This window comes from Limnoglobus roseus, assembly GCF_008254045.1.
Classification (GTDB): Bacteria; Planctomycetota; Planctomycetia; order Gemmatales; family Gemmataceae; genus Limnoglobus; species Limnoglobus roseus.
Genome location: NZ_CP042425.1, coordinates 3,294,988 through 3,317,583, shown reverse-complemented (window position 1 = coordinate 3,317,583; position 22,596 = coordinate 3,294,988). Strand labels below are relative to the sequence as shown.

Sequence of the window (22,596 nt, the reverse complement as noted above, 5' to 3'; positions counted from 1 at the left end):
CAGTCGGGTGTTAGGGGATAGGTGGTGAAACGGGTGTGCGATCAAGGCTCAACGGGACGGCGTGGGCTTCTTGCGTGTCAGTGTCGAACGTCACGATTCCCTCGGTCCGGTCGTCCAACTCTGCGAACCGGTCGCCACGGGAGTTCCAGACGGCCGACCGGCCCGCGGCGACAAAGTCGTCGCACGGCCCCAGGCAGTTGGCCATCAAGACCGTCATCGCGTGCCGCGCCGCGACCACGGGGTAGTGCGAATACCCCTTCGTGACCCCGGCGGCGGACTTCGCCACGCTCGCGAGGTACACGTTGGCACCGGCCGAAGCCGCTCGCACAGCGTGGTCGGGTTGCAACGACTCGTAGCAAATCGCCGGGGCGAACGTGAGACCACCCGCCTCCAGCACAACCTGCCGATCGCCGCACACGAAAAACGGCAGCTCGTCCGAATGTAACAACTGCTTGGCGTACATCAGTCGCGGCCGCGCGGGTTGGAAAAAGGCCATGCCGATGCGAACGCCCGTTGGAATCCGCCAGGGTAGCCCCACGCCGATGATAACTCCGCGGGCGTCACTCACGGCCTGGAAGACATCGAGGCGGTGGTCATCCGGGCCGATGGCCAATTCCGCGGCGGCCCTCGGCTCGTAGCCGGTCAACGACAACTCGGGGAAGAAGACCAGTTTCGCCCCGGCGTCAGCGGCCAGGGCGACCAACTCCAAGTGCTTCTCGACGTTCCCCGCGATGTCGCCCGAAATCGGCCGAAGCTGGGCCGCACACACTTTCATGGCAGATTGCCCCAAGAACAGGCGTGTGTGGTGACTCGTTGCCGACCGTTCGGCCGACGAATCGAGGGCTGTCGATTACAACAACACTTCCTCCACCGCTTGCACGCCGGGGTTCACCAGCGGGATCGGGCGGCTGCCGACGTAGTAGTTCTTCTCCGGGTTGATGCCGAGGGCGGCGTAGATCGTCGCGAACAGGCTACCACCGTCGACTTGCTCGGCGACGACCTTGTTGCCCTTGTCGTCGGTCTTGCCGTAGACGCTGCCGCCCTTGATGCCGCAGCCGGTGATCGTCGAACTCCAGGCGCTCGCGAAGTGGTCGCGGCCCAGACTGCTGTTGATGCCCGGCGTGCGGCCGAACTCGGACAGCGTCACGATCATCACGTCGTTCAAGAGGCCGCGGTCCTTCAGGTCGTCGATCAGGGCAGCCATCACGTGGTCGAGTTCCGGGACCATCTCCTGGTGCGTTTCGAAGTTCTGGCCGTGGCTGTCCCACCAGGCGCGGGCGACGCGGACGAACGGCACACCGGCTTCCACGAGGCGGCGGGCGATCAGAGCTTGCTGGCCGAACTGCGTCGGGCCGTAGCGGTCGCGAACCTTCTGCGGCTCCTTCGAGATGTCGAACAGGCTCTCGCTGGCCATGATGCCACGGACGCGCTCGTAAGCCTCGTTGTGGCTGCCCATCGTTTCGGACTGCCGGCCCTTCGTGAACTGCTTGCCGAGCAGGTCGCGGAGTTCGCCGCGCTGCTTGTGGTCGAGGTCCGAGATGCCGTCCAACTTGCGGATGTACTCGGGGATGTTGTTCGTCGTCAGTTCCATCGGGGCGTACCGGGCGCCGAGGAAGCCGGAGTCGCCGGGGGCGAAACTGCGGCCTTCGGTCTGCGTGTAGAAGGTGACGTAGTCGGGCACCTTGCTATCCGCCCGGCCCATCTCGCGGGCGACGACGGCCCCGAGGTCCGGGTACTTCAGGCCGGCCTCGTCGCGGCGGCCGCGCATCATGAGTTTCGCGGCGCTGCCGTGGTCGCCGTTCTTCGTGTCGAGGCCACGCATCACGCAGACGTGCTTCATCCGCTGGGCCATCTGCGGCATCAGTTCCGAGATGTGAACGCCGGTCACGTCAGTCGGGATCGCCCGGAACGGCCCGCCGGTGCTGGCCCCCGGCTTCGGGTCCCAGGTTTCAAGTTGGCTACAGCCGCCGGCGAGCCAGAGCAGGATGACCCGCTTCTGCGTCTTCTTCAGGTCGGCGGCGAGGGCCGACGAACCGAGGACGTTCAAGCCGGTCATGTCGGCGAACGCGGTTGCCGCGAAGGCCGTGGACGCCCCGAGGAAGGCCCGACGCCCGACGGCGTGTTCACCGGGGGTGCATCGCTTGTGGAACATGTGAGAACTCCGAAAAGCCTGCCCGTCGCAACGGGCGGGCTTTGGGGATTAGTGACAGAAGCGGAACTCCGGGCACGTCACGAGCGCCCAGAGGATTTGCTTGTAGGCGTCGGCCGCACGGTCCTTCCGCTCGGTCGCGTAGGCCGTCAGGGCTTTCACTTCGTCGTCACCCGCGGGGCGGGCCATCGACGTTCGCACGAGCAGGGCCACGGCGTCGGTCGGCTCCTTCGCCGCCTTTGCCGCCGCGAGCAGTGTGCCGCCGCCGTCGGTCAGGTACTCCTTCGCCACACGGTCGCCGTTGCTGAACAAGAGGGCTTCGGCGACGCCGATCTGGAAGTTGTCCGTCGGCTGCGCGATCAGCGACGCCAAGCCACGGCCGGCTTGTTCCGCTTGCTCGATCCGCTTCTCGAACTCCGACTCCTTCAACCCTTCGAAGCTCTTCGGGTCGGTCGTGGCGATCTTCAGCGAGGTCGCCAGTTGTTGCGGCGTCAGCGGCTTTAGCTTCGCCACGGCGAAGTACTTGTCCTCCGGCCGCGACTCGCTGGAATATCGACTGTCTCGCGAGTACGCCTTGCTCATCACGATGCCGCGGACCAGTCGCCGGAGGTCGTACTTGTGGGCGGCCAGGTCGCGGGCCAGCCACTTGAGCAGGTCTGGGTGCGAGGCCGGGTTCTCGCTGTGCATCTGGTCGAGCGGGTTGACGAGGCCGCTGCCGAAGAAGCGGTGCCAGAGGCGGTTGACGATCGACCGCGAGAAGAACTCGGCTTCCTTTGGCTGGAGCGCGACTTCCACCAGCTTTTCCCGGGCGCTGAACTTCGGGCGCGGCGGCGCGGCGGTAGCGGTCTTGTCCTTCTTCTTGTCGGCCGCCTCCTTTTCCTTCTTCTGCTCGTCCTTGCTGAGTTCGCGGAGCGTGTCGGTTTCGACGACCGCCCCGGTTAGGAACATCAGCTTCGCCGTCTTCTCCGGGCCTTTGATCGGCTTGAACTTCACCACGCCCGCGTCCCGCTCGGCGACGAAGTTACCGGCCTCGTAGGTGCGGGCGAGGAACGACTTCATGCCGAAGAAGTGGTCCTGCTTCCAGTCTTTCACCAACGGGTGATCGTGACACTGGGCGCAACTGACGTTCACGCCGAAGAACGCCACGCTCACGTCGTTGGTCATCTTGTCGGCGTCCGTCACCCGCGCCCGTAGGAACTCGCCGGCCGCCTTCGTCGCGTCGGTGTCGCCGGGCAGCATTAGTTCGCGGAAGATCTGGTCCCACGGCTTGCGGTCTTTCATCGCCTGCGTCAAGTAATCGCGGACGCTCCCGCGACCCTGGCGGGCGAGTTCGCCGTTGAGCATGACGTCGAACTGAATCGCCTGGTGGCGGTCGAACGCCGTCGAGGCCATCAGGCGGTCGATCAACTTCGTCCGCTTGTCGGCGTCGGTCGACTTCAAGTAAGCGTCCGTCTCGCCGACCGTCGGTATGCGGCCGACGAGGTCGAGCGTCAGTCGGCGGACGAGCGTGGCATCGTCGGCCAACTCGGCCGGCGTGACCTTGTCGGCCGCCATCTTCGCGTCAACGAACTGATCGACGACCGATTCAATCGGTCGGCCGGCGGGGGGCAAATCGTCCGTGCGTCCGGTGGCGGCGTAGGTGAGAACCGCGAGGCCGGACAGAACAAGACGGAGCAACCGCATGGGCTGGCTCCAAATGGGGTGGGGTGTCGTCGGTGAGACGAAATTACGGCGGGTTCACGAACCGGACTTTTGCCCGGAGCGGAATGCACTGAACACTGTACCATTTCCCGCGGCCAACGCCAGAGAGAAATGGCATCCATCTTGCTCGACCTCGCCTTGTCGCCCGCTCACCGGGCGGCTAGTCCTAGCCTTGCACCGCCCGCTTTAATTCTTGGATTATCATGCCCATCGCAGTTTCGTGTGGCTCTTGTGCCGCACGCCTCAACGCGCCCGACCAAGCCGCCGGGAAGGCCGTGCGCTGCCCGAAGTGTCAGAAACCCGTGCCCGTGCCCAAGCCGCCTGAGGAGGAAGGCTTCGAGGTTGTGGACGACGTACCGCCCCCGCTCGTCAAAAAGTCCGGGTCCCAGCCCGTGCCGCCGGCGAAGGGGGACAAGGAATCCGGCGAGCGACCGAGCAAGCGACGGGCGGCCCGCGAGGAAGACGCCGAAGAGCGGCCGAGCAAACGACGCCCTGTGCCGGACGAAGACGAAGACGATTCGCCGTCCCGCTCGAAGGCCGGCCGGCGGTCGGACGAAGAAGACGGGCCGCGTCGGAAGGGAAAGCCGACCGGGAACAAACTCAAGCAGCGTGGCCTGATCGCCGGGGCCGTCGGCGGCTTGCTCGTCGTGGCGCTCATCGTCTCCACGATGTACCAACTGGCGTCGTTTAACGATGCGATCGCGGACCGCGATCAGAACCGCAGGGGCGGCTTCCCAGGAGCGATTAACAACCAACAACCCATTGCCATCAACTTCGGCGACCTAGGGGGCGGTCAGAAGCCGGCCGAGGCCAAGCCCACGACTGCCAAGCGGCCGCCGGGTCTGCCGCCGGAATGGGAGAAGTTCAAAGACCCACTCGACGAACTCGAAGTCTACTTCCCGTTCGGGCAGCCGGATAAAGACGCGGCTCTGAGTGCCAATCTGGCCAAGGCCACCGGTGGCCCCGCCGACGTGTGGACGCACCAGTCTGGCACCAACGTCTACCTCTTGCAGCGGATCACGGTCACGGACGCCGACCTGAAGGGGAAGAAGCCGGAGGCCACCCTGGCCGAGGCGGCCGCCGGCGTGCGGAGCGTCTTCCCGCGGGCCAAGGAGTCGAGCTTCATCAACCTAACCCAGGCCGGGAAGTCGGTCCGGGTGTGCGACATCGACCTACCGGCTGAGAAGAAACGGATCGTGCTGTTCCTGATGCTGTCCGGCAACCGGCTGATCTTCGCCCAGGTGAAGGGCGGTCCGAAGATCAGCCGAATCGACGCCGAAATCTTCCCGTACTTCGAGCACATCAAGACATTGAAGTGACCGTCACCCGCTCGCGCCGCGGTAGGGCTGCCGCGCCGGTCGTGATGGAGGCTGTTGCCTTAGCTCCGCTTCCCCCGCTCGGGAAGACTCGATACCACGACACCTGCAATCAGGAGCCGCCCATGCCCATACTTCTTTCGTGCCCCTCTTGCTCCACCCGGTTGACGGCACCGGATCATGCCGTCGGCAAGTCAGTTCGGTGCCCTCGGTGTCAACAGGCGGTAGCCGTCCCCCGGGCGGTTGACGCCGAGGAGGGCGAACCTGCCACGGACGCCCCGGCCGAACCGATCCGTCGGCCCGCCCGTCCCTCGGAAGCAGCAAGGAAGCCAACCCGGAAGCCTCGGCCGGACCGGGACGAGGACCGCGACGACGATGATCGCCCCTCGCGCCGCCAGGCCCGGGACGACGACGGGGAGGCACCTGAGCGAACCAAGCCGCGCCGGCGGGTCGGCCAAGGCCGTGCGCCCAAGAAGAGTCAGACACCGAAGTGGCCACTGATGCTCGGCGGGGGTGTCGTACTCACGCTCGTCGCCCTCGGCATCGTATACGCGATCTCGAAGAGAGGCGGGCGGGACATGAAAGACTCGGGCGAGGTGGCCCAGGCACCCGCCCACTCGCCACCCGCCAAGGCAGCCGAACCGCCGCCGCCGGCCGACAACCGGCCGTGGAAATGGGGGACGGCCCTCCCGGCCGGGTGGGAGAAGTTCAATGATCCCCTCGGCGGGATCGAGGCGTACTTCCCCGACGGGCAACCGCAGCGTGACGAGAATGCCGGGGTGACGTTGGGCCACGACCACCGCATAGCCGGGGAGGCGTGGGCGAAAACACGCGGCGACAAGACGTACGAATTGCTGCGGTCGCCCATACCGGAAAACGCTCTGAACCGGGGGATTTTGGTGTACCTGGGTTTTACGGCAATTGACATGCGAGCAACCCGGCCGGGTTCGAAGGTAACGAAGATGGAAAGTACGGTTGGGTACGACAGCGTTTACGTGTTTGTTGACGTGCCGGGCGAGAACAAGCGGTTGGTCTCTCGTCTGGCAGTGGCCGGCGGCCAGTTAGTCGAGGCCCGCGTGACGGGGCCGCCGACCATGTCCGAGAAGGACGACGACGTGAAACCATTTATCGAGAACTTCCTGCCAACGAGCGTGGCTGCCGACTTGGCCCCGCGAAGCGACAAATTACCCGTGGGCGTGCCGGCCGGGTGGGAGAAGTTCCGAGACCCGCTGAACGAGGTGATCCTGTACTTCCCCGAGCGGCCCAAGAAGGACACGGCCCGCAGACGCGACGACCCGCCCGACAGCGAGGAGTGGAACGCGGTAAACAACCTAAAGTATTACGCACTAATCCGGTGGACGGTCGAGGCGAATGGCGAGAAGCCGGAGAAAGTTCTCTTCGACGCCATGAACGCCTACCTCCGCAAACAGTCCTCGGTTCAAGGGCCGGCCACCTTCGAGCCGCCGATGTTAGAGCAGAACGGCCGTGTCAGCCGGGTTGGGAAGGTGGATTATGGCTCGAACGGCAAGCTCATCTTCCGAGGCATCGTATCCGGCAACCGTGTGCTCATCGCCATTTACAGCGGCTCTAGGATGAACGAGCGCACCGACCCGGAAGTGCAGCCGTTCCTCGACAACTTCGAGGCCCTGAAGTAAGCTGCGGGAAGGTTACGGCATCACGAGCACCGCCAGCGTGCCGTCGGCGTTGGCGGCGATCAGCTTCTTGCCGTCGGGGGTAAAGGCGACGCCGTTCACGCTGGTGGGCATCTGCCACGCCCGCAGTTCCTCGCCCGTCAGGTCGAACGTCTTGACCTGCCCTTCGCCCCCGATGACGGCGAACTTGTCGCCGGTCGGGGAAATCATCACGCCGGCCACGGCCGTGACGCCGGTCTTGGCCGTGTGCAGCACCTCCCGCTTGGCGGTGTCGGCGATCTTCGCCAGGCCGGTCTGGTCCACGGCCACCAGCGTCTTCTTGTCCGGGGTGAAGCCCAGGTCGGCGATCGGCTTGGCGTGAACCGGCCAGTCGGAATCGACCTGCATCCGCGTGGCCGTGTCCCAGATGCGGACGTGGCCCTGCTCGTCGCCGGACGCAACCCACGACAGGTCGGCCGAGAATGCAACGCACGCCGACGCCCGGCCGATCTCGGAAATCGCCGGCAGCGCTCTCGCGTCGTCGAGCGGCACGATCTCATACATATCCTTGTCGTTGGTCGTCCGCGCCCAGATGCCGAGTTTCTTGCCGTCGGCGGCGGGTTGGAGGACGTAAATCCGGCCCATCGCCGCGTTCTTCTCGGCCTTCCCGGTCGCCGCGTCCCAGGTCCGCAGCCGCGAGTCGCTCCCGCCCGCCGCGACGCTGTCACCGGCGAAGCCGACGGCGAACACCACGTCGGTTGCGCCGGTCAGCGTGGCGACTTCCTTGCCGGTCGCCAGTTCCCAGAGCTTCACCGTCTTGTCGTCGGACCCGGACGCAATCAGTTTGCCGTCTTTGCGGACGGCCACGGCCCGCGCGGCCATCGCGTGGCCGACGCGGGCGGTCGCTTCGGCCTTGCTCAGTTCGAAGAGCCGGGCGACGCGGTCCACGCCGACGCACAGGAGGTGCTCGCCGTCCGGGGCGAAGGCGACGGCCGTGACCCAATCGGTCGGCCCGCGGAGAGTGCGGATTTCGCCGCCGGTCGCGGTATCCCAGACGTGCAAGACCATGTCCGCCCCGGCCGAGGCCGCCATCCGCCCGTCGGGGCTGAACGCCACCGCCGACAGTGCGGGGAGGTTCGGGGTGATGGTGGCCGTGGCCGACCCGGACTTCTTCGGCTCGTCCTTCGTCAAACTGCTCGGCGTGCCGTTGTCGGCCACCGCCCAGAAGGAGAGTTTGCCGTCGCCGCCGACGGTCGCGAGCTTCGCCCCGTCCGCGGCATAAACGGCCGACGCAACCCCGGCGGCGTGCGCCTGCTGCCCGCTGCCGACCGGCTTCGGCTCGCCCCCGGCCAAGTCGAGGATCGTGAGCCACCCGTCGGCCGTGCCGACCGCGACCTGCTTGCCGCCCTTGCGGACGGCGACCGCGGCGACGGCCGAGCGGCCCGTCCAACTCCACGTCGGCTTGCCGGTATCGAGGTTCCAGCCCTTCACGGTCTTGTCGATGCCGCCGGACACCAGCACGCCGTTGTCGGCAGCCAGCGTCAACACCGCGGAGGCGTGGCCGGTCAGGTCGCGGAGGAACTTGCCCGCCTTCGCGTCCCACAACTTGATGACCTTGTCGCCACCGGCCGACGCGAGTCGGTCGCCGGGCAGGAAGGCCACGGCCGTCACTGCGGCGGTGTGGCCGGTGAGCTTGTGTTCGAGTTTGCCGGTGGCCGTGTCGTAAATGCGAACGGTGCGGTCCGCCCCGCCGGTAGCGAACTTCGACCCGTCCGGCGTGAACGCCGCCGCCCAGAGGGAATCGGCCGCGTCGGCCGACGCGCGGTTCTCGTCGGTGGCGCTCAAGTCCCAGAGGCGAATCGTGCCTTCCTCTGTGCCGACGGCCAGTTGCTTGCCGTCCGGCCGGATGGCGATGGCCGACCCGCCCGAGAGCAAGCCCTGGAAGTGGCGGATGCTCTTGCCGTTGGCGGCGTCCCAGATGCGAACGCTCCGGTCTTCGCTCGTCGTGGCGAAGAGCTTGCCGTCCCGCGTGGCGGCCACGGCGGTGACGCGCTCGGTGTGGCCGGGGAACCGCATCACCGTCGAGGTCATCCCCGGCACGGTTGCGCCGTCCGGCCCCGGTCCGGTCGTCAGCCGCGGCGTCGGACTCGGCCCGCCGGCACCGCCGGTGAACAGCTTCGAGCCGTCGGCGGTGAAGACGACGCCGAGCAGCGCGCCGTTCAGGTCACTGGCCTGGACGCTCATGATCGGCTTCTTCTCGGAGGCGTCGGCCTTGTAGACGCCGAGGATGCCGTTGGAATCGACCGTCGCGATCAACTTCGCGTTCGGGCTGAGGGCCATCGCCTCAATGCGGTTCGTCTGCTGGTGGAACGTGACGGTCTCCTTGCCGGCTTCGATGTCGTAGATGCGCACGAACTTGTCGTCGCCGGCCGAGACGATCGTCTTGCCGTCCGGGAAGAAGGCTAGACCGCGGATGAGGAGTTGGTTCGGGGAGGTGAGTTTCTTCTTTAGCTTGCCGGTCTTCAGGCTCCAGACCTGCACCTCGCCGCTGCCCGACGACGCGGCCCACTCGCCGTCGGCCGAGACGGCCACGGCCGGCACGCGGAACACGAGTTTGTCTTCCACGCCGCCCTTCTCGTCGCCCGGCGGGGCCACATGCCCGCGGTAAGCGAGCACCTCGCGGCCGTTGCCCAAGTCCCAGACGCGGGCGGTGCCGTCCCGCGAGACGGTGACGAGCTTGCCACCGTCGGGCGTGTACGCCATCGCGTTGACCCGGTCGGCGTGCCGCAGGCGAACATAGCCAATCACGCGCTCGACGTTCTCGGGCAACCCCAACGGCCGGGCCGGCAACGCCCACCGGGCTTCGCGCACTAGTCGGGCCGCAGCGACAAAGTTCTCTTCTTTGAGGGCCGCTCCCCCCTTGGCGAAGAACTGATCCGCCGTCGCCATGCGGTCGGCCGGCTCGCCGAGTTTCAACCCCTCGGCTCGCTCGTCCTGGAACTTCGCCGCGAGCGCCTTCACGGCCTCGGCCGTCGGCCCATCGGTTTGGGCGACCGCGAAGCCAACGGACGCGAGAAGTACCACCACCGCCGCGGGGAACCGGCTCATAACTTCTCCTGCTGAGGAAGCCGAGTCGAGTATACGCGACGGGGCGAGTGGCGGACACGAAGTGTTACACAACCCAACTTAATTCCCTCTCCCCCGGCTTTGAGGGGGAGAGGGTTAGGGTGAGGGGGTGAACCTCCCTGCCACGGCAAACGGTCTTCGCACGGGGCGAAGGTCTTCCCCCTCACCCCGACCCTCTCCCCCTCAAAGCCGGGGGAGAGGGAGAAAATTCGCTCGCCGTTCCTGATACAGTAACTGTTCCGCCACCGCGAGGAATCTGACCCCAATGCCCCCCGAACTCCGCGACCGCCTGCGGGCCGTCTACGCCGAGGTCGATGCCGCCGTTGCCGCGGCGTCGCCGCGGTGCGATGCGTCGGGCCGCTGCTGCCGGTTCACCGAGTACGGCCACACGCTCTTCCTCAGCCACTTCGAGGCGGAAATCCTTCTCGAAGCCGGCCTGCCGTTCGCGAAGCCGGTCACGCGGGACGGCTGCCCGTTCCAGGTCGACAACCTCTGCACCGCCCGCGATCACCGGCCGATCGGCTGCCGCATTTACTTCTGCGACCCGGCCTTCCAGGAGCAACAGCAGCCTCTCACGGAGGCGGCACTGGCGAAGATGAAAAATCTCGCCGACGAGTTCGGCACTGGATGGCGGTACGCCCCGCTGCACGTATTCCTGAATGAAGCCGATCCCCCGGAACCGGCCCCCGTCGAGCCTTCGACACGGGTGTCGCTTCCCCTCATCGCGTGAGGATGCTCCATGCGTTCGCTTCTCGCCGCCCTGCTCGTCACGTCGTCCGCAACCGCCGCCGACTGGCCGCAGTTCCTCGGGCCGAAACGCGACAACACCACGACGGAGAAGGTGGCCGCCTGGACCGGCGAGCCGAAGGTGCTGTGGAAGCAGCCGGTCGGCGAGGCCCACGCTTCGCCGGTGGTCGCGGACGGCGTGGTGTACGCCTTCTACCAGCCGAAGGGGAAGAACGCCGACGCCCTGGCCGCCTACGACGCGAAAACCGGCGAGCAGAAGTGGGAGAAGAGCTACGACCGCGAACCGCTCGACCTGCTGTTCGGCAACGGTCCGCGGGGGACGCCGGCCGTCGCGGGCGGGCAGGTCTTCACCCTCGGCAGTACCGGCGTGCTGGCGGCGTGGGACGCGAAGACCGGCGAGGTTCAGTGGAAGGTCGATACGCTCAAGAAGTTTCAGGCCGAGAACCTCTTCTTCGGCATCTCCGGGTCGCCGCTCGTGGCCGACGGGAAGGTGTTCGTCAACGTCGGCGGCAAGGGGGCAGGCGTCGTTGCCTTCGATTGTAAGACCGGGGAGGTCGCGTGGAAGGCGACCGACGACAACGCCAGTTACTCGTCGCCGATTGCGGTCGGCACCGGCAAGGCGGCCGAGGTCGTGTTCCTGACGAAGCAGTACCTCCGCGGTCTGGCCGTGGCCGACGGCGCGGAGTTGTGGAAGGTGCCGTTCGCGGACCGCAGCAGCGAGAGCGCGACCACGCCGCTGGTGGTGGGCGAATCGCTCGTGGCCAGTTCCGTCACCCGCGGCGCGGAGTTGTTCAAGCTCACGCTCGGCGAAAAGCCGGGCGTCACGTCGGAGTGGAAGAAGCCGAAACTGAATTGTTACTTCTCGACGCCGGTGGCCGTCGGCGACGACCTGTACATGCTCAACGGCGTGCTGAGCATCACGCCGTCGATCACTCTGCGGTGCGTCGAGGCCAAGACCGGCACCGTCCGCTGGGAGAAGAAGGGCGTCGGCGGCTACCACGCGGCCCTCGTCCTCACCGGCGACGGCAAGCTCCTCATGCTCGACGACAAGGGCGGCCTGACGCTGTTCCAACCGGACGCGAAGGAGTACAAGGAACTCGCGAAGTCGAAGGTCTGCGGCCCGACGTGGGCGCACCCGGCCCTCGTCAACGGCGTCGTCTACCTCCGCGACGAGAAGCAACTGTTCGCGATCGAACTGCCGGCCGGGAAGTAGGTCAGTCCTGCCGAGGCTGACCGATTTTCACCCGCGGAAATCATCCCGTCAATGCGACGGCGAGCGGCCCGGCGTGAGCGGGCCGTGTCTGGAGAGTGTCCCCTCAGACACGGCCCGCTCACGCCGGGCCGCTCGCCGTTGATGCGGCACAACCATCCCTGGCCCGCCTACTTCTTCATCGGCGTCATCCCCACCATCTCCACCGTCACGCCCTTGCGGAACTCGGCCGGAGAGAGTTTCTCGGCCGCGTCGAGGTGGCCTTTCTTCACGGTCAACAGAATCTTCGCCGGGACCGGCGTGGCCGCTCCCGTCTTCGCACCGCTCAGTTCGACCTTCAAGCCCTGGGCCAGTTCCAACGCCCGCTTCGCCGCGTCAAGGTTGCCGACGCCGATGTACGCCTGGGCCAGCGAGCGATAGGCCGTCGTCACGCTCTTTTGAACCTCCTGAGCCGCCGCCTGCACGTCGGCGTATTTCGCGCCCTTCAGGGGGGTGATCGTGACGGTCGGCATCCCGTAGCGGGCCAGGGCCGCCTCATACGCCTTCACCGCCTCCTCGTTCTTGCCTTGCTTCAGGTGCAGGTCGCCGAGGACGATCTGCTTCGCCTCATCAGCCGTCAGGCCGAACGTCGTCGCGGGGCCGTTCGCCGACGGCTTGGGATTCCAAAGACTGGGGTCGGCCATCGTGCCGGTCACGCGGTCGTGCGCGGCCCCGGTGAGGCCGTCATAGGTGACGACGACAGACACGCTCTCGTCGGCCGTCAGGTGTCGCAGGTGCCGGCCGTTGACGGCGAGGAGTTTCGTCACCGCCTCCGACAGGGCACCGGGGACGCACATCTCGGCCACGTTCGGCCGCGGCGTGTTCGGATCGACTTTCGCCGGCCCGCCGCGGAGTTCGTCGCGGGCCTTCTCCCAATCGGTCGGAGGCTTCACGGCGGCGGCCGCCTTCAGGTTGAACTTCGTCGCGTCGGCCGCCGTGTGGCAGTTCTGGCACGTCACCTCCATCCCGGCCGCCTTCTCGTGCGGGCCGGCGGCCGCTTGATCGAGCGTGGCCAGTCGCACCGTGTACGCGATGCCGTGGCCCTTCAGGTACACGCCGTCAAATTGCAAGCCTGCGTCGGCCCCGGACCTCACCCGCCGGGACAAGCTGTAGTAGGCTGGCGTGGTCGCTTCCCGCGGTGCCCCCTCCCCGCTCGGGGGGGTGGCCAGTTCCATGTACACCTCGTTCACCACGCCCGCGTTCGGGTGGAAGGTTGAAAAAGCGTTCAGGCGGATGGCGTCCAGCCCGACCGCCTTGTTCAGTAGCCGCCGCAGGACTTCCACGTCCTCGGTCATCTCGGCCGCTTTCGGGTCGGTCGAGAGTTTCGGTGGCGCTTTCACGTCTTGCCCCCGCGCCGCCGCAAACGCGGTAAGGGGCAGCAGGAGTGCGAGGGTGAACTTCACGAGCGGGGTCATGGCTTCGTTTCCTTCCGCGAGGACTGGTGGAGGATATAGAGGGCGTCGCTGGTGGACTTCGTTTCCGTCCAGCGGTTGTCGGAAAGTGCCCGCAGGTCGTTCACTTGCTTCGCGACCGTGCGGATCGCCTGCCGCTGTTTCTCGTCGCGCTGGTTCACGTCGGCGGCGAGCGTCAGCAGGAGGTCGTTGATGTCGTTGAGTTTCGCTTCGAGCTTTGCCGTGTCCGGAGGCGCGGCGGGGACGGCTTCCAACTTCGCCAACCGGTCGCGGAGGGCGATCATCTCGGCGGACGGCCCCGGCGCGGGCGGTTGCGGTCGCAAGCCGGCCGCGAGCACGACCGCGGCGGCCAACCCGGCACTCGCGCCGGCGGCCCACTTCCAGAAGCGGGCCGACGACCGCTGGCGGTGAACTTCGGCCCCCAGAATCGCGGCCACGTCCACCGGCGGCAACTCCGGCGACGGCAGCGCGTCCAGCAATCGGCGAACTTCCAGCGGCACGTCGTCGGTCATGTTCGATCCTCCGGGCGAAGACCGTGGGCGGCGAGGCGGTCTTCCAGTTGGCGAAGGGCCACGCCGAACCGGGACTTCAGCGTACTCGCCGGCGTTTCCAGCAGACGGCCCATTTCTTCGAAGCTGAACTCTTCGTAGTACCGCAGGACGACAACTTCGCGGAGTGACGGCGACAGTTCGCCGAGCGCGGCCACGACCTTCGCGACCGTCTCCTGCTGTTCCGCCCACCCGTCGGCCGCCGTGCCAACGCAGGCGAGTTCGTGGTCCGGGTACGGCTCCGTCACCCGCCGCGACCGCCGGGCCTCGTCGCGGGCCAAGTTGAGGGCAACGCGGTAGATCCAGGTCGAAAAGTGCCCCCGGTCGCGGTACGAGTGGCGGGCCTGGTAAACCCGCGTGAACACCTCTTGCGACAGGTCGCGGGCCGTCTCGGCCGACCGCGTCAGCCGGTAGAGGAACCGCCCGATGGGGCCTTCCCAGGTGCGCACGAGCGTCTCGAAAGCAGCCGGCTCGCCCTGCTGCCACCGGCGGATGAGATCAGCACGCGGTTCCGGGGCACCCAATCCCACCTCCGTTCGGGGATGTTACGTGTTGTAACGGAGGCAGCGGGAGAAGTGACGAAGGGAAAATGTGCAGAAGTGGCGAGCCGAGCGGCGTAAGCCGCCGGGTGAGTGATCTTCACCCGGCGGCTTACGCCGCTCGGCTCGCCAAAACAATAGGATCAATACGCCCGTGCGAACACCACCCGCTTCGCGCTCGGCTTGCCCGTGACCATGCACGTTCCCGGTTCCGTCGGGCCGTCGAACGGGATGCACCGGATCGTCGCCTTCGTCTCCTCCTGAATCTTGTCCTCTGTCTCGCGGGTGCCGTCCCAGTGGGCGTAGATGAAGCCGGGCTGCTCGATCATCTGCTTGAACTCGTCGTAACTGTTGGCCGTGCGGGTCGTCGATTCGCGGTGCTTCTTCGCCTTCTCGAACAGAGACTTCTGAATGTCCCGCAACAGCGTGTCGATGTACCCGGCGGCGTCCGCGAGCGGGATGCCGAACTTCTTGCCGTCCTTGCCGGGCACGTCGCGGCGGGCGACGGCGCACGCGGCCTTCTCGATGTCCTTCGGGCCGATCTCCACCCGCACCGGCACGCCCCGCAGTTCGTACTCCGCGTACCGGTAGCCGGGCTGTTTGTCGAACATGGTGTCGATCTTCACGCTGATCGGCTCGTACCCGTAGAAGTCGTCGCGGGGGATGGCACGCAGTTCGGCGGCCAGTTTCTCGGCGGCGGCGATGCTCGGGCCGCGCTCGGCTTCGGTGCGGCCGAGCGGGCAGATGACGACGTGCAGCGGGGCTAGCCGCGGCGGCACCACGAGCCCGTTGTCGTCCGAGTGCGTCATAATCAGGCCGCCGATGAGCCGCGTGCTGACGCCCCAACTGGTGGCCCAGGCGTACTCCTTTTTGTTGTCGGCGGTCGTGAACTTCACGTCGAACGCCTTGGCGAAGTTCTGCCCGAGGAAGTGGCTCGTGCCGGCCTGCAACGCCTTGCCGTCCTGCATCAATGCCTCAATGCAGAGCGTGTAAATCGCCCCGGGGAACTTCTGCCCGTCACTCTTCGGGCCGACGAGGACCGGCATCGCCATGAACTCCTCGGCGAACTGCTGGTAGACGCGGACCATCTTGTGCGTCTCCTCCTCGGCCTCCTTCCCGGTGGCGTGGGCGGTGTGGCCCTCTTGCCAGAGGAACTCGGCCGTGCGGAGGAACAGGCGGGTGCGCATCTCCCACCGCACGACGTTGGCCCACTGGTTGATGAGCAGCGGCAGGTCGGCGTGGCTCTGAATCCACTTCTTGTACGTGTTCCAGATGATCGTTTCGGACGTCGGCCGGATGATGAGCGGCTCTTCCAGCTTCGCTTCCGGGTCGACGTGCAGCGGCACGCCCTTGTCGGCCTTCAGCCGGTAGTGCGTGACGACGGCACATTCCTTGGCGAACCCCTCGGCCATCTCTTCTTCTTTGGCGAGGTAGCTCATCGGGATGAACAAGGGGAAGTAAGCGTTGACGTGGCCGGTGTCCTTGAACAGCTTGTCGAGGCCGCGCTGCATCTTTTCCCACAGGGCGTACCCGGTCGGCTTGATGACCATGCACCCGCGGACGTCGGAGTTGTCCGCGAGGCCGGCCTCCTGCACCACGTCGAGGTACCACTGAGGATAGTCCTTCGCGCGGGGCGTGATCTTCTCGGCCATGATCGGTGATCCTGAATTCGGGGGCACGACAGAAACGATTGTTATAGGACGGCCGAGGTTCGGGGGGCCGCCCCGCGGTGGGGACGACGGCCTGGCGGGCGGATTTTCCTGCTACAATCTCCTCCAACATTCATCCGCCGCCCCATGTCGGAAAGAATCGTCCCATGAAGGTCCGCATGTTCGCCCCGCTGTTCGTGCTCCTCAGCGCGCTCGCCGTCACCGCGGCCGACGACCCGAAGATGCCGCCGAAAGCCCCGGACGGGTGGAAGTACGTCGAATCGAAGGACAAGGCCTATCAAATCCTCATGCCGACCACGACGACGCGGTCCGGCACGCGCACGTCCACCTCGAACCGCGGCGGTCTGTCGTTGAAGCAACAGATCAATTACGCCACCTTGGCCGACGGCACGCAGTTCTCTGCTACTGCGGCGACCATGTCCGGGGCGGCGCTGAAAGGCCTGACCATCGGGGACGTGTACAAAAAGATGTTTGAGGGCATGGCCGCGGACGGCGGGACGGTGTCCGAGCCGAAGGAGTTCGAGATCGCCGGCCGCAAGGGCAAAGAGGTGTTCCACACCGCGAAGGACAAGAGCGAGGAGCGGCTGGTCCTCCTCGTCGGCAAGAACCGGATTTATGAGATGCTCGTCGTGTCGAAGGACAAGACGAAGTTGACCGACGAGACGGCCAACACGTTCCTGAAGTCGCTGTTCCTCAACGTGAAGGACGCGACGGCACCCGCCGAGAAGGACGGCGAGAAGAAGCCGGAAGCGAAGTAGTGCGATGTTCGCGGGCCGGTCGTTCGACGCGGCGGCCGGTTTCGCCCGTCAGGCCGATTTCGTGCTTGTCGATCTCTTCTCGTGAGCGTCCATGCCCGACGAATTGCCGCACCGCGAGTTGCCGGCCGAACTCGCCTCCGAGTTCGGCGGCGACGGCACCGCGTGGGTCCCCGACGACACCGACGGCCGCACGCTGTTCGACACGCCCGCGAGCGAAGACGGCACGGTGACGGTCGTCTTCCCGCAGACCCGCTTCGCAAAGTGGCGATCGCAGGCCCTCGTTCGCATCGACAGCCGCGAGGACGGCCGGGCGTACCTGGCACAAGTCGTCCGCGGCCCTTACGCCGCCCCGGTGGGATTACCCGCATCCACACCAGCGCTCGTCATCACGCAAGTCGAAGGCTCGCTGTTCACGCCGCCGTACCACGGCTGGGCGAGCCTGGAAATCCTCGGCGAACTCCGCGACTCGCAAACTCTTGTGCCGCTCCACCGACCGCGGCCGAATAGCGGCGTGCGACTGCTGACACCGGAGGAAACACGCGAGGCGCTGAAGTGTGACGGCGACCTACGGCTCGGCAAGGCGGTTGGGTACGACGACCTCCTTGTCGGCCTCCGTAGCGACGAGAAAGCCCACCTACCGCGGCACACCCTTGCCGTTGGCACGACGGGGGCGGGGAAGTCGACGTTCCTCGCCGGGTGGGTCGCGAAGTTGGCCGCCGCGAACGTCTGCGTCATCCTCATCGACGTGGAGGGCGAGTATTGCACGATGCACCAGCCGGCCGATTCGCCGCGCATCCTGCCGGCCCTCGCGGCACACGGGCTGACGCCGGCCGGCGTTCCGAACACGTTCCTGCTCGTGCCGACGCGGGCCACGCCGAGCGATCCGACACACCCGCGGATTCGCCGGTTCTGCCTGGAGTTCGCGAACACGCCGCCGGACATCGCGGCCGAACTGCTCGGCGGCAACGAGGCCCAGACCGACCGCTTCCTCGCCGCCTACGACGCCGCGAGTGAACTCGTCACGCACCTCGGCCTCGCGGCAAACAAGGACGAGCACGCGGCCGCCGTGCGAAACTGGGACGACCAGGAACGCGGCTACCCGAACCTCAAGCTCGCGCACGTCCTCGACGTGGCCGAAGCGGTAGCAGCCTTATCCAGCGGTGACGACACGATCGCCCCGCACTTCCTGCACGCCGACGGCTTCCGCGATCACCTGCAACCACTGCTCGACAAGGCCGGGCCGCTGAAGAAGAAGCTCGGCCACACCGCGAGTTGGCGGAAGACGGTTCGCCTCATCGCCGGTCTGTACCGCACCGGCCTCTTCGACCGCACCGACACCGCCGCCGACGGCCGCACGATCGAGCAACTCGACTATGCGAAGATGCTCGCCCCCGGCCGCGTGCTGATCGTCGACCTCGCCGGCGTGGACTCGCCGGCCCACCGCAACCTCGCGATCTCCGATCTCCTCCGCGGCGTGACGGCGGCACAGGACGAACTCTACGAAGCCGCCCCGCCGCATGCGAAGCCGAAGACGGTCGTCGTCATTGAGGAGGCCCACGAGTTCGTCTCGGCCGACCGCATCGCGAAGATGCCGGCCCTGTTTGGGCAGATCAGCCGCATCGCCCGCCGCGGCCGCAAGCGGTGGCTCGGCCTGACGTTCGCCACGCAGTTCCCGCAGCACCTGCCGGGCGAACTCTTCACGCTCTGCAATAACAGGATTTTGGTCCGGGCGACAAGTATGGAGACGCCGGTGCTCGCATTTTGATAGTCCCGCCCACGAACCTGCTGCTCTTTCGCTTCGCGGTCGGATCGGCCACCGCGAAGTTCAGGTCGATGCGGTCGATCAGTTCCGCGAACAGGAGGCGGAGGTCGGCACGCGAGGCGGTTTGCAGCACGTCGGCGAGATGGGCCACGGAGCGGCGAACCGCCTCGGCCGTGCGGCCGGCGTCTCGCTCGCCGGCCTGGGCGAGCCCGGCCGCGTCGAGTTCGGCCTTGAGGGCGGCCCGCTCGTCCTTCCATCGCGTGAGTTGATCCTTACACGCTTCGAACAGGTCGTCGTCCACCGACAGCAACCGCTCGGCCCCCCTCTTGATCTTGGCATCCAGGTCGGCGAGCTTGGTGGCCAATTCCTTCGCCCGGTGCGTGCCGGTCGTCCGCTCCTCGGCTCCCACCTCATCGACGCGGGCCACGACGGCCGCCAGCGACTCCGGCGACTGGAACACCTCGGCCACCCGGCGAACGACTGCGGGCACGATGTCCTTCTCCGGGACGGCGTTCAAGGTGCAACCGGAGCGGAGGCCGTAGGCGTTGTACCGCTGGCAGACGAAATACTGGTGCACGAACGCCGTCCCACTGTGCGTACTCCGCATCGTCCGGCCGATCATGCGGTGCCCACAGTTGCCGCAGAAGGCCAACCCCGTGAGGAGGAACGTGTGGGCCGCGTTCGGCGTTGTCCGTCCCTTGTTCAGCCGAAACCGGGCCTGTACGGCTTCGAACTGCTCACGGGAGGTGAGGGCGGGGTGGGCGTCGGCTACTCGGACCCACTGCTCCGGGGCGTTCTTGGTCGGCTTTTTGCCGTTGCGGACGATCTTCCCCTCCGACCGGCGGTTGAACACGAGATCGCCGGTGTACACCGGATTGTCGAGAATCCTCGACAACGTCTCGGCCGCCCACAGCGACTTGCCGGTGGGCGACAGGACGCCGTCGGCCTCCAACGCCCGGCAGAGCCCGCGGAGGGATTCAGTGCCGGCGGCGTAGGCGGTGAAGAGGCGGGCGACGACGGCCGCCTCGGTCGGGTGGGGTGTCAGTTTCTTGTCGGGCGTGGTGAGATAGCCGAAGGGCGGCTTGCTGCCGACGTACCGCCCCTTCCGGGCCCCGGCCAGGCGGCCGCGGAGCACGGCCGCCGACAAGTCGCGGACGAACCGGTGCGACCCGGCCTCTTGCTCGACGCCGAAGATGATGCGGTCCTCGGACCGGTTGAAGTCCTTCCACGCGTTCGGGTAGATGAACATCTTGGAGCAGCCGGCCTCCCGCAACTTCTGCAGGAATGAGAAGGTCTCGAGGGAGTCGGCACGGGAGAAGCGGTTGGGGTGCCAACAAACGACGGCCTCGATGGGCGACTTGCGGGCGTTGGCCGAGACGAACTGGATCATCTTGCCGAACTCGGTCCGGTTGACCGTGTCCCACCCGGCCTTCGCCGCGTCCGCGAACTCGGCCACGAGTTCGATGCCGTTCTCCCGCGCGGCCCGCACCGCCCACTCCCGCTGCTGGGCGATCGACTCGCCCTCGTCCTCATTGCTCTTGCGGAAGTACGCTACAGCTTGAATCATGACCGCCTCCTTTGCCGGGCCCGTTGTTGTCGCCGATCGTCTCGTTCCGGTCAACATCGGGCACGCGCCGCCCGATGTTCCACAAAATCCGGGCGACCAGTTCCACGGCCCGGTCGCTCGGCGGTCCGATCGGACCGTCGAGCGACAAGACGAGCGGGGGCTTGTCGCCGCGGTTAGTCTTGCAAGTCTTGGCCACGTCTCCCGCCCTCATTGAGGTCAGCCCAAGGTGTTTCGCCCGACGCAGTACCGTTCACCGGCCGTTGGCCTTCCGTCCTCCTGCTGATCGCCTTCCGCCTCGCCGAGAACACCCGCCCGGCGGCCGAATGCGGAAGTCACCGCCGGCCGAGAAGCGGATCAGCCAGTCGAACGCCTGCCGGTAGCTGCCGACGGTCCCGAGCAAGGCCCACCGGTCGCCGGGGCCGCGACGGTGTTCGATGCCCCAGCGGTCGGCGGAGTTCAGTGCGTCGCGGGTCATGGAAGTGTTCCTGAGTGGTTGGTGCGGGCGCACCGCACGGGCTGGGTCGGGCGGCGGCGTGGGCGTACCTTCGACTGGCCTGCCCGCGGGCAGGTTCTCGGGGCCGCAGATACCGGCGTGGGGTTTGGCGGGTCAAATCCCCTGAGGAGGGGAGCCATGTCCTGCATCTCCTGCACGCGGTCAAAAACGCCTGAAATTTAAGTCTTCCACGTGCAGGAGATGTCGATTTAACAGAGCGCTGCGGTAGTGGCTGGCGCCGGGCCGAGGGCCTTCACGACCCACAGCCCCGTCTTCGTCCGGTCGGTGCCGGCCTGCTCCAATCGGAGGTTGCCGAAGTTCCGCCGGTGGTACTGGCGGAACTTGACGCCCAACTGGCGACTGTCCGCCCGGGGGCACAACTCCTCGACCGCCCACTGGCACTCGACGGCCCACGGGGGCACGCTCTTGGGGTCCGCTTGCGCGACCTTCAGGGCGTTGATGATCTGAAGCGTGGTGACGCCGTTGGAAGTGCCGAAGTTGTCCCAGAGGGCGAGCAGTCGTGTCATGGCGGCCGCTTCCGGGACGACGGCGCCGGGACGATCGTCCCGGCCCGCGGCGGGGTCCGGCTGGCCGGCGAACACCACGGCCTGACGGACCACGGCCGACCACGGTTCGAAGCTGCCCCACCTCGGCAAGTCTTGCTTCGGCCGGCCGGCGACGTGCCACCCGCGAAGGATCGTGAGGGCGGCCGACAGGAAGTGGCTGCGGTTTCGCCGCGCGTAATCTTCGAGATCCGGGTGCCGGAATCCCTGTCGCCGTTCGGGGCGTTCGTCGGGCGAGTCCAGCCGGATTTGCAGCAACCGCCGGCCCATGTCGGGGCTGTACTGGGCGTTGTTGCCCGTCCCGAAGAAGACGGTCGTCATGGGGCCGCTGTACCACGTGTTACCGCCGAGGGCCCGATCGCCCCAGTTCGGGCTCGTGAGGGCCGCCTCCAAGCCGCCGTCGTCGAGGCGGCCCTTGACGTTGTCGAACAGGGCCATCGAGACGCGGTGCATGGAAAGCGTCGTCAGCACCTTCCGCATCTCCTCGCCGGTCTCCGGGAGCGCCACGGGGTCGAATCCGGCCCCGCACAAGATGATGCTGATCAGGTCCATCAGCTTCGTCTTGCCGACGGCGTTGGCGTTGCCGTCCACGAAGGCCATCGGCGTGTTCCCGCAGTAGGCGTGCCAGGCGAGCGGCGTCAACAGGGCCGCCAACCAAGCCGAGCGGTCGGCCGGCGACTGGAAGGGGAAGTCGGCCACGAGGTCGAGGAGGGTGGCCGCCGCCGCGCGAACCTCATCCCCCGTGGGCGTCACCGGAACGGCGACCGACGCCCCGGCCGTCGGCGTGATGTAAAGGCCGACGTCGGCGTGGTAGCCAGACGTGGTCGCGATCTCGCCCGATGGGAGCAAGACCGGGTAGGGCGAGATGGCTTGCAGGTGGCGAACGCCGGGGTACTGTCGCAGGTCGCGGATCTGTTCGGTTAGCCAGTCGGTGGGGTGCGCGTCCACAAGCATTAGCTCCCCGCCCCGCGTGTGCTGCCACTTCCGAACAGTGGCGACCTCCGTCAGAAGGCGGCGGATGTCGGCCTTCGACAGGCGGACGACGGTCGGCGAGTTCTTCGGCTTTCGTTCGGCGTCGGGGAACTGCTCGTCCGCGTCCACGGCGACGCGGACCAAGGCCCCGCTGCACTGGTAGACCGCGGGGTGCCGGGCGAGGGCCGCGACCGCCTCGTTGACGACGGCGTGCTCTTCGGTGCGGAGGACGACCTCGATTTTGTGATCGGGTAGCTTCTGCGGCGCGCCCGCACCGGACGCCTGAGGATACGGCTTCTTTTCAGCCGATTTAGCCGAACTGTTATTGCACACGCTCGGATTCGATGCGATCATCAAATTAACTCCTTGGTCGGGGTTGTCGAGGCGGCCGCC

The 22,596-nt window shown here is 66.9% G+C and carries 17 protein-coding genes; 6 read left to right on the top strand and 11 right to left on the bottom strand.

Annotated elements, in window-relative coordinates; translation table 11 throughout:
* Positions 1-10: 10 nt before the first annotated feature.
* The 3 genes from PX52LOC_RS14000 to PX52LOC_RS13990 all read right to left on the bottom strand — a co-directional run bounded on the left by PX52LOC_RS14000 (position 11) and on the right by PX52LOC_RS13990 (position 3,832).
* Positions 11-775 (bottom strand): carbon-nitrogen hydrolase family protein, encoded by a 765-nt coding sequence (locus PX52LOC_RS14000; RefSeq protein WP_149110684.1) that lies wholly within the window; start codon positions 773-775, stop codon positions 11-13.
* Positions 776-850: 75 nt separating this feature from the next.
* Positions 851-2,152 carry a DUF1501 domain-containing protein gene (locus tag PX52LOC_RS13995; RefSeq protein WP_149110683.1) on the bottom strand — a complete coding sequence of 434 codons (1,302 nt, stop codon included), beginning with the start codon at positions 2,150-2,152 and terminating at the stop codon, positions 851-853.
* Positions 2,153-2,200: 48 nt separating this feature from the next.
* Positions 2,201-3,832, bottom strand: a complete 1,632-nt coding sequence (locus PX52LOC_RS13990; RefSeq protein WP_149110682.1) for a DUF1549 domain-containing protein — start codon at positions 3,830-3,832, stop codon at positions 2,201-2,203.
* A gap of 326 nt (positions 3,833-4,158) precedes the next feature.
* On the opposite strand from PX52LOC_RS13990, the gene PX52LOC_RS40510 reads away from it, so the two are divergent.
* Together PX52LOC_RS40510 and PX52LOC_RS13980 are read left to right on the top strand one after the other, a co-directional pair.
* A complete protein-coding gene (locus PX52LOC_RS40510; protein ID WP_168218989.1) occupies positions 4,159-5,169 on the top strand; it encodes a hypothetical protein in 1,011 nt (336 codons plus the stop codon).
* Between the two features lie 497 nt (positions 5,170-5,666).
* Positions 5,667-6,821, top strand: coding sequence for a hypothetical protein (locus PX52LOC_RS13980; protein WP_149110681.1), 1,155 nt, complete (start codon positions 5,667-5,669; stop codon positions 6,819-6,821).
* Positions 6,822-6,833: 12 nt separating this feature from the next.
* Here PX52LOC_RS13980 and PX52LOC_RS13975 read toward each other — a convergent pair whose 3' ends face one another.
* Positions 6,834-9,905 (bottom strand): WD40 domain-containing protein, encoded by a 3,072-nt coding sequence (locus tag PX52LOC_RS13975; RefSeq protein WP_149110680.1) that lies wholly within the window; start codon positions 9,903-9,905, stop codon positions 6,834-6,836.
* 283 nt (positions 9,906-10,188) lie between these two features.
* Between PX52LOC_RS13975 and PX52LOC_RS13970 the strand changes: the two genes are divergently transcribed.
* Together PX52LOC_RS13970 and PX52LOC_RS13965 are read left to right on the top strand one after the other, a co-directional pair.
* Entirely contained in the window at positions 10,189-10,653 is a 465-nt protein-coding gene (locus PX52LOC_RS13970) for a hypothetical protein (protein WP_149110679.1), read from the top strand.
* 9 nt (positions 10,654-10,662) lie between these two features.
* Positions 10,663-11,883 carry an outer membrane protein assembly factor BamB family protein gene (locus PX52LOC_RS13965; protein WP_149110678.1) on the top strand — a complete coding sequence of 407 codons (1,221 nt, stop codon included), beginning with the start codon at positions 10,663-10,665 and terminating at the stop codon, positions 11,881-11,883.
* A 167-nt stretch (positions 11,884-12,050) separates the two neighbouring features.
* On the opposite strand, the gene PX52LOC_RS13960 is transcribed toward PX52LOC_RS13965, so the two are convergent.
* The 4 genes from PX52LOC_RS13960 to proS form a co-directional block, all read right to left on the bottom strand.
* Positions 12,051-13,334, bottom strand: coding sequence for a tetratricopeptide repeat protein (locus PX52LOC_RS13960; RefSeq protein WP_149110677.1), 1,284 nt, complete (start codon positions 13,332-13,334; stop codon positions 12,051-12,053).
* Positions 13,331-13,843, bottom strand: a complete 513-nt coding sequence (locus PX52LOC_RS13955) for a hypothetical protein (protein ID WP_149110676.1) — start codon at positions 13,841-13,843, stop codon at positions 13,331-13,333. Before PX52LOC_RS13955 ends, PX52LOC_RS13960 begins: the two co-directional genes overlap by 4 nt.
* Positions 13,840-14,403, bottom strand: coding sequence for an RNA polymerase sigma factor (locus PX52LOC_RS13950; RefSeq protein WP_168218988.1), 564 nt, complete (start codon positions 14,401-14,403; stop codon positions 13,840-13,842). Before PX52LOC_RS13950 ends, PX52LOC_RS13955 begins: the two co-directional genes overlap by 4 nt.
* Before the next feature lie 158 nt (positions 14,404-14,561).
* A complete protein-coding gene (proS, locus tag PX52LOC_RS13945; RefSeq protein WP_149110674.1) occupies positions 14,562-16,070 on the bottom strand; it encodes a proline--tRNA ligase in 1,509 nt (502 codons plus the stop codon).
* Between the two features lie 164 nt (positions 16,071-16,234).
* On the opposite strand from proS, the gene PX52LOC_RS13940 reads away from it, so the two are divergent.
* Both PX52LOC_RS13940 and PX52LOC_RS13935 read left to right on the top strand, forming a co-directional pair.
* Entirely contained in the window at positions 16,235-16,846 is a 612-nt protein-coding gene (locus PX52LOC_RS13940) for a hypothetical protein (RefSeq protein ID WP_149110673.1), read from the top strand.
* A gap of 91 nt (positions 16,847-16,937) precedes the next feature.
* The gene (locus PX52LOC_RS13935; RefSeq protein ID WP_149110672.1) at positions 16,938-18,611 is read left to right on the top strand and encodes an ATP-binding protein; all 1,674 of its coding nucleotides are present in this window, start codon (positions 16,938-16,940) and stop codon (positions 18,609-18,611) included.
* Here PX52LOC_RS13935 and PX52LOC_RS13930 read toward each other — a convergent pair.
* The 3 genes from PX52LOC_RS13930 to PX52LOC_RS13920 form a co-directional block, all read right to left on the bottom strand.
* Positions 18,544-20,175 (bottom strand): recombinase family protein, encoded by a 1,632-nt coding sequence (locus PX52LOC_RS13930; protein WP_168218987.1) that lies wholly within the window; start codon positions 20,173-20,175, stop codon positions 18,544-18,546. The genes PX52LOC_RS13935 and PX52LOC_RS13930 overlap by 68 nt on opposite strands.
* Before the next feature lie 250 nt (positions 20,176-20,425).
* The gene (locus tag PX52LOC_RS13925; RefSeq protein ID WP_149110670.1) at positions 20,426-20,650 is read right to left on the bottom strand and encodes a hypothetical protein; all 225 of its coding nucleotides are present in this window, start codon (positions 20,648-20,650) and stop codon (positions 20,426-20,428) included.
* Between the two features lie 227 nt (positions 20,651-20,877).
* Positions 20,878-22,557 (bottom strand): hypothetical protein, encoded by a 1,680-nt coding sequence (locus PX52LOC_RS13920; protein WP_149110669.1) that lies wholly within the window; start codon positions 22,555-22,557, stop codon positions 20,878-20,880.
* Positions 22,558-22,596 lie beyond the last annotated feature (39 nt).

Excerpts from the sequence above, each read along its gene's own strand:
- PX52LOC_RS13995 (WP_149110683.1), bottom strand. The coding sequence starts at position 2,152 with ATGTTCCACAAGCGATGCACCCCCGGTGAACACGCCGTCGGGCGTCGG.
- PX52LOC_RS13975 (WP_149110680.1), bottom strand. The coding sequence starts at position 9,905 with ATGAGCCGGTTCCCCGCGGCGGTGGTGGTACTTCTCGCGTCCGTTGGC.
- PX52LOC_RS13940 (WP_149110673.1), top strand. The coding sequence starts at position 16,235 with ATGAAGGTCCGCATGTTCGCCCCGCTGTTCGTGCTCCTCAGCGCGCTC.
- PX52LOC_RS13970 (WP_149110679.1), top strand. The coding sequence starts at position 10,189 with ATGCCCCCCGAACTCCGCGACCGCCTGCGGGCCGTCTACGCCGAGGTC.
- PX52LOC_RS14000 (WP_149110684.1), bottom strand. The coding sequence starts at position 775 with ATGAAAGTGTGTGCGGCCCAGCTTCGGCCGATTTCGGGCGACATCGCG.
- PX52LOC_RS13990 (WP_149110682.1), bottom strand. The coding sequence starts at position 3,832 with ATGCGGTTGCTCCGTCTTGTTCTGTCCGGCCTCGCGGTTCTCACCTAC.
- PX52LOC_RS13920 (WP_149110669.1), bottom strand. The coding sequence starts at position 22,557 with ATGATCGCATCGAATCCGAGCGTGTGCAATAACAGTTCGGCTAAATCG.
- PX52LOC_RS13980 (WP_149110681.1), top strand. The coding sequence starts at position 5,667 with ATGCTCGGCGGGGGTGTCGTACTCACGCTCGTCGCCCTCGGCATCGTA.
- PX52LOC_RS13930 (WP_168218987.1), bottom strand. The coding sequence starts at position 20,175 with ATGATTCAAGCTGTAGCGTACTTCCGCAAGAGCAATGAGGACGAGGGC.
- PX52LOC_RS13960 (WP_149110677.1), bottom strand. The coding sequence starts at position 13,334 with ATGACCCCGCTCGTGAAGTTCACCCTCGCACTCCTGCTGCCCCTTACC.
- PX52LOC_RS13955 (WP_149110676.1), bottom strand. The coding sequence starts at position 13,843 with ATGACCGACGACGTGCCGCTGGAAGTTCGCCGATTGCTGGACGCGCTG.
- PX52LOC_RS13925 (WP_149110670.1), bottom strand. The coding sequence starts at position 20,650 with ATGACCCGCGACGCACTGAACTCCGCCGACCGCTGGGGCATCGAACAC.
- PX52LOC_RS13965 (WP_149110678.1), top strand. The coding sequence starts at position 10,663 with ATGCGTTCGCTTCTCGCCGCCCTGCTCGTCACGTCGTCCGCAACCGCC.
- PX52LOC_RS13935 (WP_149110672.1), top strand. The coding sequence starts at position 16,938 with ATGCCCGACGAATTGCCGCACCGCGAGTTGCCGGCCGAACTCGCCTCC.
- proS (WP_149110674.1), bottom strand. The coding sequence starts at position 16,070 with ATGGCCGAGAAGATCACGCCCCGCGCGAAGGACTATCCTCAGTGGTAC.